Origin of the sequence: Gilliamella sp. CG35 (genome assembly GCF_046635745.1) — a bacterium.
In the GTDB taxonomy this organism is placed as follows: domain Bacteria; phylum Pseudomonadota; class Gammaproteobacteria; order Enterobacterales; family Orbaceae; genus Gilliamella; species Gilliamella apicola_I.
This window is the reverse complement of sequence record NZ_JBIDFH010000006.1, coordinates 23,544-40,278: the sequence shown is the minus strand read 5'-3', so window position 1 is coordinate 40,278 and position 16,735 is coordinate 23,544. Positions and strand designations below refer to the sequence as shown.

Genomic DNA, 16,735 nt, shown 5'->3' with positions numbered 1-16,735 from the left:
GTACAAGATTTCGCTCTCTTTTTGAGCATACCGAGACAATGACTTATCAATATTTAGTTAAACTTGACTACAAATAGCCTTTATCTGATAAACAAATACGCATTTTATTTTGAACTTCTAAACGATTGTAATCTAAGTAATCCAAAATTCCTTCAGGATACTTTGAGTTTGAATAACCGTAAACATCAAAATAGTGATGCAAACAACTATTCGGCTCGATATTCTTAAGTTGTATAAGATACAAAAAAGCAATATCTCCCTTAGTTAATTCATTTAATTTCAATTTGGTTGGTAAATAAACCCACTCTGTATTTTGGATATTATTTACCAGAATTTCCACCGTTTTTTTATCGTTTTTATTATTAACAAAAAAGAAATCAATATCAAAATCGTCAATACTACTGTTCCATGATAATTGTACATCTTTCTCAAAATAGATCGCTTCTATAATATCACGTTGCTGATTTGATGAATTTTTAGAATTACTTGGTCCAAATTCAAAGGATTTGGTGATACCAAAATCATTATATTGATACTCTTGGGCTTGAATAACAAACGACAAATGTGCTAATAATATAAAAATTATTGATATCTTCTTCATTATTAAATTACCTTAAGAAAGGGCTTTAGATATTTAAACTTTTTAACTGCTAATGAAATGATCACCGATAACTTTGATTGTGAGCGCATTCATTTGCGTATGGATCAAAAATGTTTAAATATTCATCATCCTTATGTTTTATGTCATTAAATAAAACAGATAATAGTTATTTATGATTATCTCTACTTTTAATTGTGAACACCCATTATCATAATCACGATATTTTACGAGTTATCTGAACTATATAATATAGTGTGCCATTATAACCAATTTTTACTTTTTAAAACAGACGGATATAAATTTAAACCTGTTTAATGGTAAATATGGATTTTAACGTTTTTTAATTTTTATAATAGCGCCTTCACATTTATCCTTTGTGAACTTAAATGATGTCGCAAAATTGATTGCGAAAATTATTGCTTAGTCAAATTTTTATAAAGATGTTTGAGGGCCATAATAGGATGATAAATCATCATTCTTGGACCTGAGAAACGCATCACTTGCTTTATTTTTTGTTTATAATCTTTACGATAACAATGTTTTGGACAACGTTCACAGGTTGTTTTATCCTCACCAAATCGGCATAAGGTTAAGCGTTGCATTGCATATTTTAATAAATCATTACACTCATCACATAGCTGATTGTTAGGAACATGATGCTGTTTGTGACAATAAAGATAAATCATTGTGCTAACGGTGGCTTTTTCTTGTTGTATGTTAGGGCCTGTATTATTTGCTACCATAATTCAATACGTCTAAATCGAGAAAGTGTTAAAATTAAAAAATAGATGAATATGATCACAAGGAACAATAAAAATGGCAAGAATTATCAATAAAGATACGATTGTTTGTATGTCATTAGCTGCCAGACCAAGCAATTTTGGAACTCGATTTCATAACTTTTTATATGAGAAACTCGATCTCAATTATCTTTATAAAGCTTTTACGACTAATAATTTAAAAGATGCAATATATGGCATTAAATCGTTAGCAATTCGTGGCTGCGCCATTTCTATGCCTTATAAAGAAGCCTGCATTGAATTTCTTGATGAACTCGATGAATCCGTTAAATCTATCCATTCAGTTAACACTATTGTGAATACTGACTATCATTTGAAAGGCTATAACACAGACTATATCGCTGTTGCAAAACTGATTGCTTTACATCATATTGATAACACGACCCCATTTGTATTAAAAGGCAGTGGTGGTATGGCTAATGCCGTGATTGGCGCCTTTTTCGATGCAGGTTTTACCCATGGAATTATTGCTGCACGTAATCAAGAAAAAGGAGAAGCGTTAGCAAAACGATACAATTATCGTTGGGTAAAAGATGAAATTGAAATTTCACCCGAACAAGCAAAATTGATAATTAATGTCACGCCTATCGGGATGCAGGGCGGAAATGAGGAAAATCATTTAGCTTTTCCAGACAGCATGATTAACCATGCAGATATTGTTTTTGATGTGGTTGCCATGCCGGTTGAAACACCTTTGATGAATTATGCCAATCGATTAAACAAAATAAGGATTTCAGGCGCAGATGTTGCAGTTTTACAAGCCCTTGAACAGTTTTACTTATATACGGGAGTAAGACCGAGTGAAGAACTGGTTAAGCAAGCTGCCGACTTTGCCAGACAAGCTTAACGTTTAATTCATCCACCAATTTAATTGGGTGGATGAATTAATTAACTTTATAGCACTTTATTGCATAGCTTGATGCAATTTATGATACACAGCTAATAACTTTTGATGCATGGCAAATTGTTCAACATCATCATCAACTGATTTAGCGGTCACTAAAGCGTCTTTTAGACCGTAAAATGTTTTTTCGCCAAGGGCATATTGCCACATTTTATCAACACAAGCTTGACCATACATTTTATTAAAGGCCTTTTGATAATCACGGAATTGGCTTGCATCACGTTGAAGAATAAAATTCACCAACGTTTGTAAACAACGATAATCATGATTTCTTTCAGCTGACAAAATAGATTCATTCATTTCTATCGTCCAATCAATCCACAATTTAGCCTGTTCTAAATCCTGAGCGGCTAATGCAAGCATTGCTTTTAGCTCACCAACTCGTAATGTTAACCAAGCGTTATCTTTGCCTGTAGCGATACCAAGCAGTTCACGAATTCGTGCAAAATCATCTAATCCTTCTTCATCCAATTGTTCAATAATGGCAAGATATTGTTCAGCAGAATAGTTTTTTACTGGTAGTGATAAAATAAGATCACGAAGATGTATCGCCATGTTGTTATTGGCAATTAAAAGATCTTCAGGCGGATAAATTTCGGACATACCGACCGCCAAAATACGGCAAGCATATACCCCTAGATGCTCATAGTCCATAATTAATACTTCGGTATTTTGTTCATGGAAAATAGCCATAAGATTATTAAATTCTTGTTCCGTTGTTCCCGAAAAATCCCAATCTACAAATTCAAAATCGGCTTGTTGTTTAAATAAATCCCATGATATTAAACCACTTGAATCAATAAAATGGGTTTCTAAGTTACTTAAATCCGCAATTTCATCATTATCAAAACTTGGTGGTGAGAAAACATCAAGATCTTTTAAACTTCTGCCTTGTAATAGTTCGGTCACCGTTCTTTCTAGTGCAACACCAAAATTAGGGTGAGCACCAAAAGAAGCATAACAAGTGCCATTGTGAGGATTAAACAACACCACACAAATCACAGGATATTTACCGCCGAGAGACGCATCAAAACAATAAAGTGGAAATCCTTCATTTTCAAGTGATTCAATTGATGCTAACACACTTGGGTAGCGATCAATCACTTCTTTTGGAATTGTCGGTAAACTAATTGCTTCAGCAATAATTTTATTTTTAACGTAGCGTTCAAAAATTTCAGATAAACCTTGCACTCTGGCTTCATTACGTGTATTACCGGCTGACATACCATTTGAAGCATATAAATTAGCAATTAAGTTTACTGGAACATAAACAATTGTTTGATCTGTTTGAGAAACAAATGGTAAAGCACAAATACCACGTTCACGATTACTCGACTGTAAATCGATGAGATCGGTTGCGTTTAATTCTTGTTCTGGATCATAAAATTGTAATAATTTTTCCGATAACAGGCCTTCTGGCAAAGTATTATCCTCAGGCACTGCAAACCATTTTTCCGTTGGATAGTGAACAAAATTAGCCGTTGCTGCTTGTTTTCCCAAATAAAAATCGGAAAAGAAATAATTAGTTGATAACCGTTCAAAATATTCACCTAAAGCCGATGCAAGTGCGGCTTTTTTACTTGCGCCTTTACCATTAGCAAAGCATAAAGGACATTGGGTATTTTGTATATGAACTGACCAAACATTAGCAACGGGATTAAGCCAAGACGCCTCTTTAACGTCTAATTGATATTTAGCTAATTGTTGATGGAAATAGTGGATTGAATCTTCAAGGGCGGCATCTTTGCCAGTAATATAAGTTTTCATAAATATTTAATCTTTAATTGCATTGATTTCCTCTAAAAAATGTACTCTAATATACAACGATTATTTTAGATAATCATCCTATAGTTTAGCTTTTTATATGCTTTAATAACCTAAATTTATGTGAAACTACATTGGGGAAAGATATGAAAGATTTTAAACCTATAGATTTACTTTTCTTTAATCGTTTAATCATGCCAAGTATATTAACCATTCTGTACTGGTTATCGTTAGCTTGCGTCGTTCTGAGTTGTTTATTCAATATATTCCAAGGTAATTTTTTTTATGGATTGTTCTGTTTAATTAGCGGGGCTATTGTTACACGTATTGGCTTCGAATTAATCTGTGTGACTTTTAGTATCAATAGAAATCTAGAAAAACTCGTTGCAATGCAATCTGAAAACACCAATAAACTCACTAATTCAGATAATTAAACATGCTCTTTTCTAAACCAACTAAATATATCCAACACTAACTGTTGGATATATTTAAAGCCCATCGAGGATTTACCTCAATCGCCAGTTCATTACCTTCTTTAGATTGTAAATGAATCATACCAGCATAAGCTATCATCGCACCATTATCGGTACAAAACGCAACTCTAGGGTAAAAAACTTGTCCTTTTCGCTGTTGCATTAATTGTGTTAATTTGTCACGCAAAGGCTTATTGGCACTCACACCACCAGCAATGACTAAACGGTTAAATCCCGTATGTTCAAGTGCTCGTCGGGATTTAATGACCAAAGTATCGACTAACGCATCTTCGAAAGCACGGGCAATATCGGCTTTGGTTTGTTCATCAATCGCATTATTTTGACTATGCTGATGAATGGTATTGGCTGTGGCTGTTTTAAGACCAGAAAAACTAAAATCAAAACCTGGCCTATCTGTCATCGGTCGAGGAAAATGGAATCGAGAAGATAAGCCTTGCTCAGCTAATTTTGATAATTTCGCTCCTCCAGGATAATCAATCCCTAGCAATTTAGCAGTTTTATCAAATGCTTCACCTGCTGCATCATCAATGGATTCGCCAAGTAGCTGATATTTTCCTACTCCAGTCACACTGAAAAGTTGAGTGTGTCCCCCTGAAACTAATAAAGCCACAAAAGGAAACGCTGGCGGATTATCTTCAAGCATAGGGGCAAGTAAATGACCTTCCATATGATTGACGGCAATCGCAGGCACATTCCACGCATAAGCGAGTGATCGCCCTATCGAGGCTCCTACCATTAATGCTCCAATTAATCCGGGCCCAGCCGTATAAGCCACACCATCAATATCGCGCGAAGTTAAATTAGCTTCTTTTAAGGCCGCTTGAATCAGTGGTACGGTTTTACGAATGTGATCACGTGATGCAAGTTCCGGTACCACTCCACCATAATCAGCATGTAACTTGACTTGTGAATAAAGTTGATTAGCAAGCAATCCATGTTGATCATCATAAATCGCCACCCCTGTTTCATCGCAAGATGTTTCAATACCCAAAATTTTCATTACTGATTACCTGAAGAATTGAATTTATCATCTTCGCTCCAACGATCTTGTTCGCTTATCTCTTTATCAGCAATACGGTGTTCTTCCGTTGCCCAGTCACCGAGATCAATAAGTTGGCAACGTTTACTACAAAAAGGTCGATAAGGACTAACGTCTGACCATTCGACTTGTTTTTGACAAGTCGGACAATTTACAAAAGTGTGTGTTTGATTACTCATTTCAGTTTCTTCAAAATAGACTTTACCATAACTAACAACAAGCTAGTTCAAATTCAATCGAATCATGTGTTGTGTTTTCGCAAGTTTCAAGGGGTAAAAAACGGATACTATACCGTGACATATGCCCCGATACTTGAGGATAAACATTTTTATCTAATGAAACACGAACACGAATTAAGTTAATTTCTCCGTTAGTTTCTTGAAAAAAATTGTTACTACAATGATATTTTTTAAACTCGCCCAGCTGTCTTATAAGTTGCATACAAGAAGATAATGCCTCATCTAATAAAGACAACTGTTGCAGCCAATTTCTTACCTGAAGGTTTCGTGTTTCTTGAGACAGTTTCAACCATAAATAAAAGAAAGGCAGATCAAAACTACAACACCCACCCGGAATGGTTAAACGTTGCCTTATTGACGTAATAAAACGGTCGTCTTTTAATGACTGCCCTAAACGAGCGGTAGCATTAAATTTGACTAAAAACGAATCGAATCGGAGGATTAAATCACTGATTAGATCCTTATCAACACCATCAATATTCATCCATGAAATCAGTTTTTGTTTTTGTGATTCAATTTCTTTAATGAGTTCCCCTCTGACATCACTACGCTCTATTATCTCAAGAAGTTCAGATAAGGCATGGAAAAAGAGCAGCGCATTATTTTCATTCAAATGGCAATGCGTATTAATTTGTTTTAATAAAAATTCTAATCGTAACCAAGTACGCATTTTTTCATTTAAAGGATGTTCAAAAATAATATTATTCATACTTATCCATTCTTAATTTTTGAATTTTTTAAATATTGTTGATGTAATTTACAAACCTGCTGTTTTAATGAATCTAAATCATCATTGTTAATAATAATATCATCAGCATACGACAAACGTTTGCCAGAACAAACCTGTGAAAATATCATTTTTCGGGCTAATGACTCAACAATATGATCACGATTCATAAGACGTTCTAATTGCAATGATTCAGGTATATCTATCATTAATACGCGATCAGCAAAATGATGTAAATTATTTTCAACAAGTAATGGTACCACCCAAATGACATAATCAGCAGTTTGCTTTTCAATTTGAGCTTGGGTTTCTTGCTGTATAATCGGATGTAATAAACTGTTCAACCAAAGACGTTCATGGTCATTATTAAAAATAATTTCTCTTAATTGACGACGATCCAATTCACCGTCAGGTAAGACAATTTCTTGACTAAAATGTTTAACAATTTGAGAAAATGCTAAGGTGCCACTTTTTACAATTTGGCGAGCAATAATATCAGCATCAATAATTGGAACCCCTAAATCAGCAAATAGATGTGCAATGGTACTTTTACCACTGGCAATTCCACCACTGAGTGCAACAACATAAGGCATGAGACAATTCCAATTAAAAAAACAATTTTGCGTAGTATATCATACTACTGACCTTCATTATATAACCTTAATCTCTGAAACAAAACAAGGAAAACACATCGTAAAACAGTCCAATCCAATATACAAAATTAAACGCACAATCATTTTTTATAACATTATGAATATATTTAAACTATTATCATTTATTGTTGATATACAGGTTAAAATTCAACCTCCGTTATTTTGTAACAAAAGTCAGATAACATTCACCTTAATAAACACAATTAAACCTTGTTGAGCAGAAATAAAATAAAAATCAATGAAAGAAAGGGTTGGCATTATTAACTTAGCTGTATATAATCACATATATCTGTATAAATAAACAGGAAAATCGAATGAGACCATTAACTGAACGCCAACAGCAAATTTATGATTTAATCAAAGATAATATTCAGACTACCGGAATGCCACCAACACGAGCAGAAATAGCAAAAATATTAGGTTTTCGTTCAGCTAATGCAGCAGAAGAGCATTTAAAAGCTTTAGCCAAAAAAGGCGCTATTGAAATGATTGCTGGCTCATCAAGAGGTATCCGCCTGTTACTTGAAAATCATGAAAAAAATGAAGCGGAAGGTCTACCGCTTATTGGTCAAGTAGCAGCCGGTTCACCGATTCTTGCTCAAGAACATATTGAAAGTTATTATCAAGTGGATCCCAATTTATTTAAACCCAATGCCGATTTTTTATTACGTGTACAGGGAATGTCAATGAAAGATATCGGTATATTGGATGGTGATCTACTGGCGGTGCATAAAACTCAGGATGTCAAAAATGGACAAGTTATTGTGGCACGCATTGAAGATGAAGTGACAGTTAAACGCTTATCTCGTCAAGGTCGATATGTTCATCTGATTGCCGAAAATAGTGAATTTTCTCCAATTTTGGTTGATCTTGAACAACAAAATTTTGCTATTGAAGGCATAGCTGTGGGTATCATTCGCAATGGATCATGGTTGTAACTTAGTATAAAATAGTCACAAATTATAGCTAATTCAGGAGAAAATGGTATGTGGCTATTTTGGTTATTTGAAGCGTTAGGATTTGTTGCCGTTATTATCCTCATTTTTGTTTATTGCCGTTTTCGTAAACAAGGATTTTGGTCGTTTCTTTGGCGGCGTTTAAAATGGGTGGCTATTGCTATTCTTGTGGTTTGGCTTGCTATTGCAATATTGTGTCGAAATCACTTATTTAGTGCGGTTCACTGTTATTTTCGTGGTGAAAGTATGCATGCCAACACCAAATACTCAATCTATTTAAGTGAATGCCAAGTTGAAACGCCAAGTGGTAGTTACGTGCCAATCGAACGATCCCGAGCGATACCGGGTTCAAATGACCACCATAATGAAGATAATACTATTGATTATTACCATTAATATTCAATTTAACTAAAAATTCAGATAAAAAAATAAGGTAATTTCGGTGAAAATTACCTTATTTTTATTTCAGTTATGTGATTTTACATTCTGTTTTAACAAACCTTATTAACATCAAAATTATTTAGTCATTTCACTTAACAAAGAATGTTGTAAACTTGAAGCATTGTCAAAATCCGTCAACTCATTACCATTAATAGCTTGTGGTACTTTGGAACCTTCTAATGGTTTACCGAGTACCTGCGACGCTAGTACTAAACCTTTATGCTCCATAACAGAATGGGTATAAAAGTTAATCAAATCTTGCTGAGTAATTTTTTTCAATTGATTGATTTTTTTCTCACGTGAATCAAATTTAAAGCGTGATAAACGATAATCTGACAGATAAAGATTTAATTCTTCCTCTAGCGTTTGTGGCGGCATTGTCAATTCATTGAGCACGCCTTTTTTATATTGCTCAACATCTTGATCGGATAATTCTTTCAATTTACTTAACATGTTAGGATAAAAATCTTGATAGCGTTTAAGTAAATAATCAGGATCATACTGATTACTTTGAATTAAAAATCCTAATCCTGACGATTCACCTATGGTAAACGGAATGGTAAACACGGCATAACCAAGCTGCTCGTTACTGCGCAACTGCTCATAAAAAGAAGGTTCAATCATTTTGGTCAGCGTATAACTTAAAACTTGTCCCTCGATTTCACTATAATTCGCTGGAATATATCCAATCATTAAAGCATTGTCGCTCGAAGTTGCATGTTGCGTAATTTTTGCTGTCTGCGTCGATGTTATTTTTATCGTTGGTTTTGGTTCAAACTCGATATTCGCATCCAACGTTTTTTGTATTTCCTGATAAAGTTTGAGTGAATTATCGTTCGATATATTCCCTAAACTGATCATATAAGGAACGGATTTCGACAGTAACTTATCACGATAAGCCAATACATCATTCACACTGATATCCGCTGTTATTCGGCGTTTATCACTGCGTTCGAAGTAAGGAATATAAGATAAAGCTTTAACTGGTTGCATCGATAATAAATAACTATTAGCATGATCGGCGGCATCAAGTTTTTGAAGATACCAGGATTTCGCTAATGCTAAACTTTGCTCATCAATATTAACATTTCGATAGCTATTTAAGATAGCGGTTATCATATCTGGCAGATGTTGATTAAAGCCCGTTGCAGTGATCATTAGTCCATTATCACCCGAACATGATAAAGACATACCTGCGACACCTGCCTGAAATTCTAACTGCGCTAAATTTCGACTGACAATATAATCAAGTAAATAAAAAATGACCTGTGATTTTACATCTTTAAATGCCTCGTTATTGCGCAATGAAACCACTATGGCAGCTTTCGGATCTTGTTTAAAATATTGACTAGCTAAATGAATATGATTTCCCCGTTTGTTAAACTCAACGGCTGGTAATGGAGTTTCACTTTGCTTTACAATCGAAAAGTCATCGGGGATATAAGGATTGAGCGCTGGTAAGGTAAACGAGAAATCTTTACCTAACTCTGTCCAATTTAATTTTTCTTCTTTAGTAATGTTATCAATTTTGTAAGGCGCTTCAACAAAATAAGCGGTTTTATTGGTTGCTTGATTCGGTGAAATCGTCCATATCCGGGCATTATCGGCAGTTAAACTTTTTAGTCGGGCGATAATTGCAGACTTATCAAAATGCGTTGCAATATAATCTGAATTAAGGACATTTTGAATTGGATATAGCAACATCTGATCCGATAACCATTCAACATAGGACATATCCCGTTCAATATCTTGATATTTAAATCCTAAATCTAAAACTTTCTTAAACTCCTCATAATAAGCTTCGGTTACACCTTCTTTTTGAATTAACTGCAAATAATTAAAAATAGCGCCAATAACTTTATCTTTCTGGCTAAGCCCTGCATCGGTTAAACTGACATTAATACTAAAAATACCACTATTGCCATATCGATTAGGTGAAATCGAGGAGGATATACTTTCGATTAATCCTTGTTTTTGAAGTTGGTCAGATAATGTATTTTGGCTACTATTACTAATTAAATAAGTGATATATTCATCACTTTTATCGGCAAATTTAGCTAAATTGTTTTCAATGGGAAATTGCAATAACAACAACTTTTTAGGTTGTGCAGGAATCATATAAATTTGTTTACCTAACGAATCCGACGTCATTGCCTGCTTATCAATTTTTGGCGCAATAGTATGGCGATTGGGAATCTTTCCATAGGTATCTTCGGCTAATTTTGCCAATTTATTTATCGATTGATTACTGTAAATGACCCCGACCATAATATTGGCAGAATAATAATCGTGATGAAAATTGACTAAGGCATCTTGTAGTTTACTGTCTGGCTTATCACTTAATGTTTCTAAGTTACCCCCTGAAAATTGTGATGCAGGATGTTCGGGATTAATGGTTTCAGCATTAACTTGTTCAATTCTAAAACCATCATTGGATCGTGCCATAGTCAATTCGGCATTAACGGCATTGCGTTCTTTATCGGCAAATTTAGGATCTAAGATAGGCTCGGCAATGGCATCAGCTAAATAATCCAATGCTTTATCAAAAGCACTATTTTCAACTTCAAAATAAAATGCGGTACGATGTGCGGCAGTACTTGCATTATAACTGCCGGTGTGACGGCTTAAAAATTTAGAAAAACTTGCTGGTTTAGGATACTTTTTTGAGCCCATAAGTACCATGTGCTCAGTATAATGCGCTAAGCCTTGCTGTGCTTTTGGATCTTGCAATGAACCAACCGGTAGTGCTAGTGAGCCAAGCGATTTGACTGCATTGGGATCAGACACCAGTAACACCTGCATTTTGTTTGGTAACTCAATCACTTCATATTGACGTTTATCTCGTTCACTTTGTTGTACCTTTTCCAATAATACAGGGTGAACAAGCTTATTATCAATTGCGCTAGAAGAGTTGGAAATAATGAATCCTAACGCAGTAAAAATAATCAATTTAATTTTCATCTTATTCATATAATTTTCCCATTTAAAAAACTATTATAGTCTTAATTCAACAATTAAGGGCAAAAAAACATAAATAAACAATAGCTATCAAACTAAACAAAACTACACCAAATATTTCTATTCTTTGTTATATGTATTTTATATAATCCACGCGTTTGGATAACCTAAACCATGTAATTAAAATTACATCATCCTGTGATATTACCTAAGATTTCTATTTTTTGCTGATTCAGAACAACTCATTGATTAATTTACATCATTTCAATAGTGCTTTGATTCATACACAAATAAAAATAAAAACATAGATTTTGAAATATATTGAATTAAGGTGGTTTTATGTCTTATAAGTTAGTCTTAATGCTAAGTTTTTTTGCCTACAGTTCTACTATATTAGCAAACCCAATTTATGGAAATAACGCAATCAAAGCAGAACAATTATTAAATGAAAGCATTGAAGCAAAAAAAATGCAAAATTTTAATCTCGCTGCGCAAAAATTAGAATCTGCGCTTGTACTATCACCAACTAATTCAGACATACTTGTCCAACTTGGATTTAACTATTATGCGCTGAAAAACTTAGATCAAGCAAAACAAGCGTTTCAAAAGGCTTTAGTCTTAGCCCCCAATTATGTCGATGCCCAATACGGATTGGTCAGCGTTGTGTTAGCACAAAATATTGATAATCCAAGTGAAGCTGAATTACTACTTAATCACTATTTAACGCAATCACCCAATGATACCCAATTGTTAACATTAAAAAAAACAATCACTGACATCAAAAAATCGATTCATTACTGGACACTCAATGTTGCTGGTACTCATAGTCATTTAACAAAATCTTATGCTGACTGGAACGAAATGGAGTTTGCGCTATCTTACAAACTGTCTAAAACAAGTACGATTACAGGTCATGTTGCTCAATCTCATCGTTTTAATATGAATGATCAAAGAATTGGTACAACATTTTGGCATACGCTAAATGATCGTGCTTACGGCTACTTATCAGGCTTTACCGCGACGTCTAAAAAATTCTTTGCACGTTATACTTTAGCAAGTGGTGCTGACTATGTATTATTATCATCAACAAATAAATATTTTAATTCCCTTCATATCACATTGGATTTAAAGTTCGACCACTACAACGACGGAAATATCAAAAGTATTACGCCAGGGATTGAGCAATACTTCTTGAATGACCGATTATCAATTGCCGGTAAGTGGTACAATACTTATGATCAGGATAATAATCATACCAACGGTTTTCTAATTAAGCTAACCGCAACACCAATCGAAAAATTGCATCTATTTATCGGTTACTCAAATGCTCAAGAAACATCAGATCGTTCTAACCGCTATAATCATTCATTAATCAAGGCGAAAGCACATTTCGTGGGTCTAACGTATGATGTTTCTGACAGATTAAGTCTTCAATTTAACTACACTGCTGAAGGTCGAAAAGACACCAACCGCAACCGTAATTTGTACAACAAGAAAACATTAGGATGTGGTATAAAATGGACATTTTAATACGGTATATGAATATTTACAATGTCAGTATGATTTTTGCTGGTCTGATAATTGTTTTTATCACGTCAATAATTTATCTTGATCGAAGATATCATCGGAAAAGATTTAATGATTTAAAACTAAAATTAATCGATTTGATTGCACAAAAAAGTAAAGTAAACGCCTTTTATGCAAGCAAAATATCGAAATATGCATTAAATTCCGTCGACTTAATTGCCGCTTTTTTTGCTGAAAAACAGTTCAATGAGCTTGAACCGGTATTACCGCTGTTTGAAAATGAAGTATTTCAAAAAAAATTGCGCACTTTATTAAAAAAAGGAACGACGAAAGAACGCATTGATGCCGCAAACATGTTGTCTTACTACCCTTCCACACAAACCTTTGCGGCGTTGAAACATGCTTGTAAAAACCATAACCAAGAAGTTGCTGTTGCAGCAGCGCTGAGTTTAGCGATCAGTAATCCTAACGTGACTCTTGCTGAACTCATAATCTTATTGTCTAATTCAATATCGCAAAATGGTCTATTTTGTTTTTTACGATTAGTTCCATCCTATAAGCTTTTAGAGTTTGAAACCGAACTAGCAAATCAACAATTTAGCAAAATTGTTGATAATCTATCTAACATCTTAACCCAAATTTCTATAAATTATATCACGCCTTACGCTATGTTAGCTAAAGAAGATAGACGCGATTATATGCGGGCGTTTTATGAATCGTTAATCGATTTACAAAATAGTTCTTCCGGTATTATTCACAGCTGTTATCTACTTAATTTTATTAATGAATTTTGCTATCAAGAAAAGATATGTAGTATTGAAGAATTGATAACAGAATATTTTGATTTTACGACTAAGCGATTTGTCCATATCCTCGATAAAAACAACAATATTTTCAAAATTAAACACGGGTAAACTTTATGAACAATGATTTATACTATGCAATCAAGCTTTGCATGGAAGTGCTGGTTATTCTCATAATGATTGTCGGACTTTTACAAGTGCTCATCTATTTTTTGCAACTTATCATTTCTGTTTATGTACTAATTAAAGCGCGAGATAACGATAAAAAAATTCAGAATATTAAAAAGAATGAAGGTATTTTACCGGCTATCTCTATTATTATGCCTGCCTATAATGAAAGCGTTACCATTATCGATAGTATTGAATCGATGCTCGCAACGGAATACCCTAATGTTGATATTATTGTGATTAACGATGGCTCAACCGACAATACTTTTCAATTAATTTATGACCATTTTCGATTACAAGAAACCGCCCATCATTTAAATAATGTGGAACAAAATCACCTATCTCATGCCAAAATAAGAGGGGTTTATATCTCTCAAAAAGATAGCCGTCTTCGCGTGATTGATAAAGTCAATGGAGGCAAAGCCGATGCACATAATGCGGCAATCAATTTAAGTCAAGCCCCTATCGTTTGTCTCATTGATGCTGATTCCATTTTAGAACCCGATGCATTAACTAAAGCGGTTATTCCTTTTATTTACAGTCCTAAAACTATTGCCGTGGGTGGAACCGTCCGAGTTGCAAACAGTTGTTTGATTAATAAAGGGGTGGTAACAAAAATAAAACTATCACGAAAGTACATTGTTCAATTACAAGCATTGGAATATATGCGTTCATTTTTAATGGCTAAAGTGGCCTGGAATCATATTAAAATATTACCGATTATATCAGGCGCATTTGGCTTGTTCCGTCGAGATTTAGCCATAAAAATTGGTGGTTTTTCGGCTGACTCGGTTGGTGAAGATTTTGACTTTACGGTAAAATTACATAAACTAATCTATGATACCAAAGCCAATTATAAAATAGAATATGTCCCAACTGCGGTATGCTGGACTCAAGTACCCGAAAAATGGAAAGTATTAAAGAATCAACGAATACGTTGGCATATTGGTGCATTGCAAACTTATTTGCATTTTCGGGAGTTTACTTTTAAGTTAAAATATAAAAGATTAAGTTTTATTCTTTTACCCTTTTCGATTTTAACCGATATTTTAGGGCCGATTGCTGAATTATTAGGTTATGTATTATTACCTCTTTTTTGTTATTTTGATGTGGTCGATGGTAATTTAATTTTATCCTATTTTTTACTTGTTATTAGTTACAATATTTTAATCACCTCGACTGCCATTGCCATTGACGGCCTCTTGCTAAGAGGATTAGATAAAATCAGATATTTTGTATCACTACTTTTTATTTCGCTGATTGATAATTTTGGCTATCGACAAATCTGTTTATATTGGAAATTTAAAGGTTTCTTCCGTTTGAAAAAAGGTAAATTATCTTGGGGAAAAATGGAGAGAGTTAAATTTGATAAATAACATTAAACGACTATCAAGCAATGTACTATTTATTCTAATTACTGTCATGCCTGCGGCTTTTGCGGGTAATGTGTCGATGTTGAACAACCTTAAAAACACCGAAACGAGCCAATACGATACGGCATTGCAACATGATTTGTCGAATCCTAATAGCGATTCGGTTTTAAGCGCCGTGGTAAATACAACGCAAATTATTGAGCAGGTAGCAATGAGTGATCCGGTTCCAATTATGATTGATCAAAATCAACCCTTATCACTTGATACATCCCCTCAACCAGATAGTTCAAATTTTCCAAAACTGGACATTGAACAATCAACACATTCAAATACACTGATTGATAACTTAACTTATCCGGAAAAAAACCGCAATCTTGCTATGTGGAATTGGAAAGCAACCACATGGAATAACTCACCTAACCAATTTATCACAAAGATAAAATCAAAAGGGATCAATCAGATTTATTTACAATTATTTATTGAAAACCAGCAAATTGAATATGAAGAACAGCTAATAAATCTCTTAGACATCGCATTTCAAAATGGTATTGAGATCATTGCTGTTGAAGGAGCAGCAGAAATGATACTTGAAAGTGGTTTACAAAATGCGATTGAACGTAATCAGATAATTAAGCAATTCTGTCAGCGACGTATAAATAAACCTTGTCTTGCTGGAATTCAATATGATATAGAACCCTATTTATTAAGTGATTATGACCAAAATAAAGATCTGATTTGGCAACAATGGGCACAAGCGATAAAAAAATTGAGTGAAAGTTGGGGAGGAAAAATTGAGATTGTAGTCCCATTTTGGTTAAAAGATATTAATCAAAGCAAGCAAATTATCCAGTATATTGAACCTTATTCCTTAAAATATATTATCATGGTTTATCGTACTGATTATGAACTAATTTATGATATCAGTGCTAAATGGTTATCATGGGGAGATGAAAATCTTCATAAAATCGTTATTGCCCTTGAAAATGGTATACTCAGTGAAGAATTCGAAAAATATTACTCCTATGACCAAACGAATAGTGAAATCGAAGAAGGGTCAAATGATGAGAATTCTGATGTTAATTCAACTGATCATATAGTTGACTTCACAGAAATTAGCTTTGAAGGTAAAGAAGATGAGCTATTTGGCATGATTAATGCCTTGACTGAAGTATTTTCAAACTGGAGTTCTTTCGATGGTTTTGCTATTAATGGGCTTGATGTTGAAGAAGATTAAATAAGAGCTAGTCACCTAGCTCTTCTTAATTGGCATTATCGGTTATACCAAAAA

16 protein-coding genes are annotated in these 16,735 nt (G+C 34.0%); 8 read left to right on the top strand and 8 right to left on the bottom strand.

Annotated elements, in window-relative coordinates; all coding sequences use genetic code 11:
- Positions 1-67 precede the first annotated feature (67 nt).
- Together ACGH4F_RS04150 and ACGH4F_RS04145 are read right to left on the bottom strand one after the other, a co-directional pair.
- Positions 68-601, bottom strand: a complete 534-nt coding sequence (locus tag ACGH4F_RS04150; protein ID WP_267352191.1) for a hypothetical protein — start codon at positions 599-601, stop codon at positions 68-70.
- 413 nt (positions 602-1,014) lie between these two features.
- Positions 1,015-1,344: a nitrous oxide-stimulated promoter family protein gene (locus ACGH4F_RS04145; RefSeq protein ID WP_267352192.1), complete on the bottom strand. Its 330-nt coding sequence runs from the start codon at positions 1,342-1,344 to the stop codon at positions 1,015-1,017.
- Between the two features lie 82 nt (positions 1,345-1,426).
- Here ACGH4F_RS04145 and ACGH4F_RS04140 point away from each other — a divergent pair, with 82 nt between their 5' ends.
- On the top strand, positions 1,427-2,248 hold the full coding sequence (locus ACGH4F_RS04140) for a shikimate 5-dehydrogenase (protein ID WP_411590152.1): 822 nt from the start codon (positions 1,427-1,429) through the stop codon (positions 2,246-2,248).
- Positions 2,249-2,305: 57 nt separating this feature from the next.
- Here ACGH4F_RS04140 and ycaO read toward each other — a convergent pair whose 3' ends face one another.
- Positions 2,306-4,072, bottom strand: a complete 1,767-nt coding sequence (gene ycaO / locus ACGH4F_RS04135) for a 30S ribosomal protein S12 methylthiotransferase accessory factor YcaO (protein WP_267352194.1) — start codon at positions 4,070-4,072, stop codon at positions 2,306-2,308.
- Positions 4,073-4,215: 143 nt separating this feature from the next.
- Between ycaO and ACGH4F_RS04130 the strand changes: the two genes are divergently transcribed.
- Positions 4,216-4,503 carry a DUF4282 domain-containing protein gene (locus tag ACGH4F_RS04130; RefSeq protein ID WP_267359269.1) on the top strand — a complete coding sequence of 96 codons (288 nt, stop codon included), beginning with the start codon at positions 4,216-4,218 and terminating at the stop codon, positions 4,501-4,503.
- Between the two features lie 37 nt (positions 4,504-4,540).
- Here ACGH4F_RS04130 and tsaD read toward each other — a convergent pair whose 3' ends face one another.
- Genes tsaD through coaE form a run of 4 tightly spaced genes read right to left on the bottom strand, consistent with a single transcriptional unit; the run spans position 4,541 to position 7,161 of the window.
- Positions 4,541-5,563 carry a tRNA (adenosine(37)-N6)-threonylcarbamoyltransferase complex transferase subunit TsaD gene (gene tsaD / locus ACGH4F_RS04125; RefSeq protein WP_411590111.1) on the bottom strand — a complete coding sequence of 341 codons (1,023 nt, stop codon included), beginning with the start codon at positions 5,561-5,563 and terminating at the stop codon, positions 4,541-4,543.
- Positions 5,563-5,781, bottom strand: a complete 219-nt coding sequence (yacG, locus tag ACGH4F_RS04120) for a DNA gyrase inhibitor YacG (protein ID WP_065557965.1) — start codon at positions 5,779-5,781, stop codon at positions 5,563-5,565. Before yacG ends, tsaD begins: the two co-directional genes overlap by 1 nt.
- A 31-nt stretch (positions 5,782-5,812) precedes the next feature.
- Positions 5,813-6,550: a cell division protein ZapD gene (zapD, locus tag ACGH4F_RS04115; protein ID WP_267359265.1), complete on the bottom strand. Its 738-nt coding sequence runs from the start codon at positions 6,548-6,550 to the stop codon at positions 5,813-5,815.
- Between the two features lie 2 nt (positions 6,551-6,552).
- Positions 6,553-7,161: a dephospho-CoA kinase gene (gene coaE, locus ACGH4F_RS04110; protein ID WP_267352197.1), complete on the bottom strand. Its 609-nt coding sequence runs from the start codon at positions 7,159-7,161 to the stop codon at positions 6,553-6,555.
- A gap of 374 nt (positions 7,162-7,535) precedes the next feature.
- On the opposite strand from coaE, the gene lexA reads away from it, so the two are divergent.
- Complete coding sequence (gene lexA, locus ACGH4F_RS04105) at positions 7,536-8,159, top strand: transcriptional repressor LexA (protein WP_267352198.1); 624 nt, start codon at positions 7,536-7,538, stop codon at positions 8,157-8,159.
- Between the two features lie 48 nt (positions 8,160-8,207).
- Complete coding sequence (locus tag ACGH4F_RS04100) at positions 8,208-8,573, top strand: hypothetical protein (RefSeq protein WP_267352199.1); 366 nt, start codon at positions 8,208-8,210, stop codon at positions 8,571-8,573.
- A 120-nt stretch (positions 8,574-8,693) separates the two neighbouring features.
- Here the strand turns inward: ACGH4F_RS04100 and ptrA are convergent, their stop codons facing one another.
- Entirely contained in the window at positions 8,694-11,588 is a 2,895-nt protein-coding gene (ptrA, locus tag ACGH4F_RS04095) for a pitrilysin (protein ID WP_411590110.1), read from the bottom strand.
- A 327-nt stretch (positions 11,589-11,915) separates the two neighbouring features.
- Between ptrA and ACGH4F_RS04090 the strand changes: the two genes are divergently transcribed.
- The 4 genes from ACGH4F_RS04090 to ACGH4F_RS04075 are packed head-to-tail and all read left to right on the top strand — an operon-like array spanning position 11,916 to position 16,681.
- Positions 11,916-13,106: a YaiO family outer membrane beta-barrel protein gene (locus ACGH4F_RS04090; protein ID WP_267377790.1), complete on the top strand. Its 1,191-nt coding sequence runs from the start codon at positions 11,916-11,918 to the stop codon at positions 13,104-13,106.
- A complete protein-coding gene (locus ACGH4F_RS04085; RefSeq protein ID WP_267352202.1) occupies positions 13,094-14,017 on the top strand; it encodes a hypothetical protein in 924 nt (307 codons plus the stop codon). The genes ACGH4F_RS04090 and ACGH4F_RS04085 overlap by 13 nt, the downstream gene beginning before the upstream one ends.
- A 5-nt stretch (positions 14,018-14,022) precedes the next feature.
- Positions 14,023-15,450, top strand: a complete 1,428-nt coding sequence (locus tag ACGH4F_RS04080; protein WP_267352203.1) for a glycosyltransferase family 2 protein — start codon at positions 14,023-14,025, stop codon at positions 15,448-15,450.
- Complete coding sequence (locus tag ACGH4F_RS04075; protein ID WP_267359257.1) at positions 15,440-16,681, top strand: hypothetical protein; 1,242 nt, start codon at positions 15,440-15,442, stop codon at positions 16,679-16,681. The genes ACGH4F_RS04080 and ACGH4F_RS04075 overlap by 11 nt, the downstream gene beginning before the upstream one ends.
- The last annotated feature ends 54 nt before the right edge of the window (positions 16,682-16,735 follow it).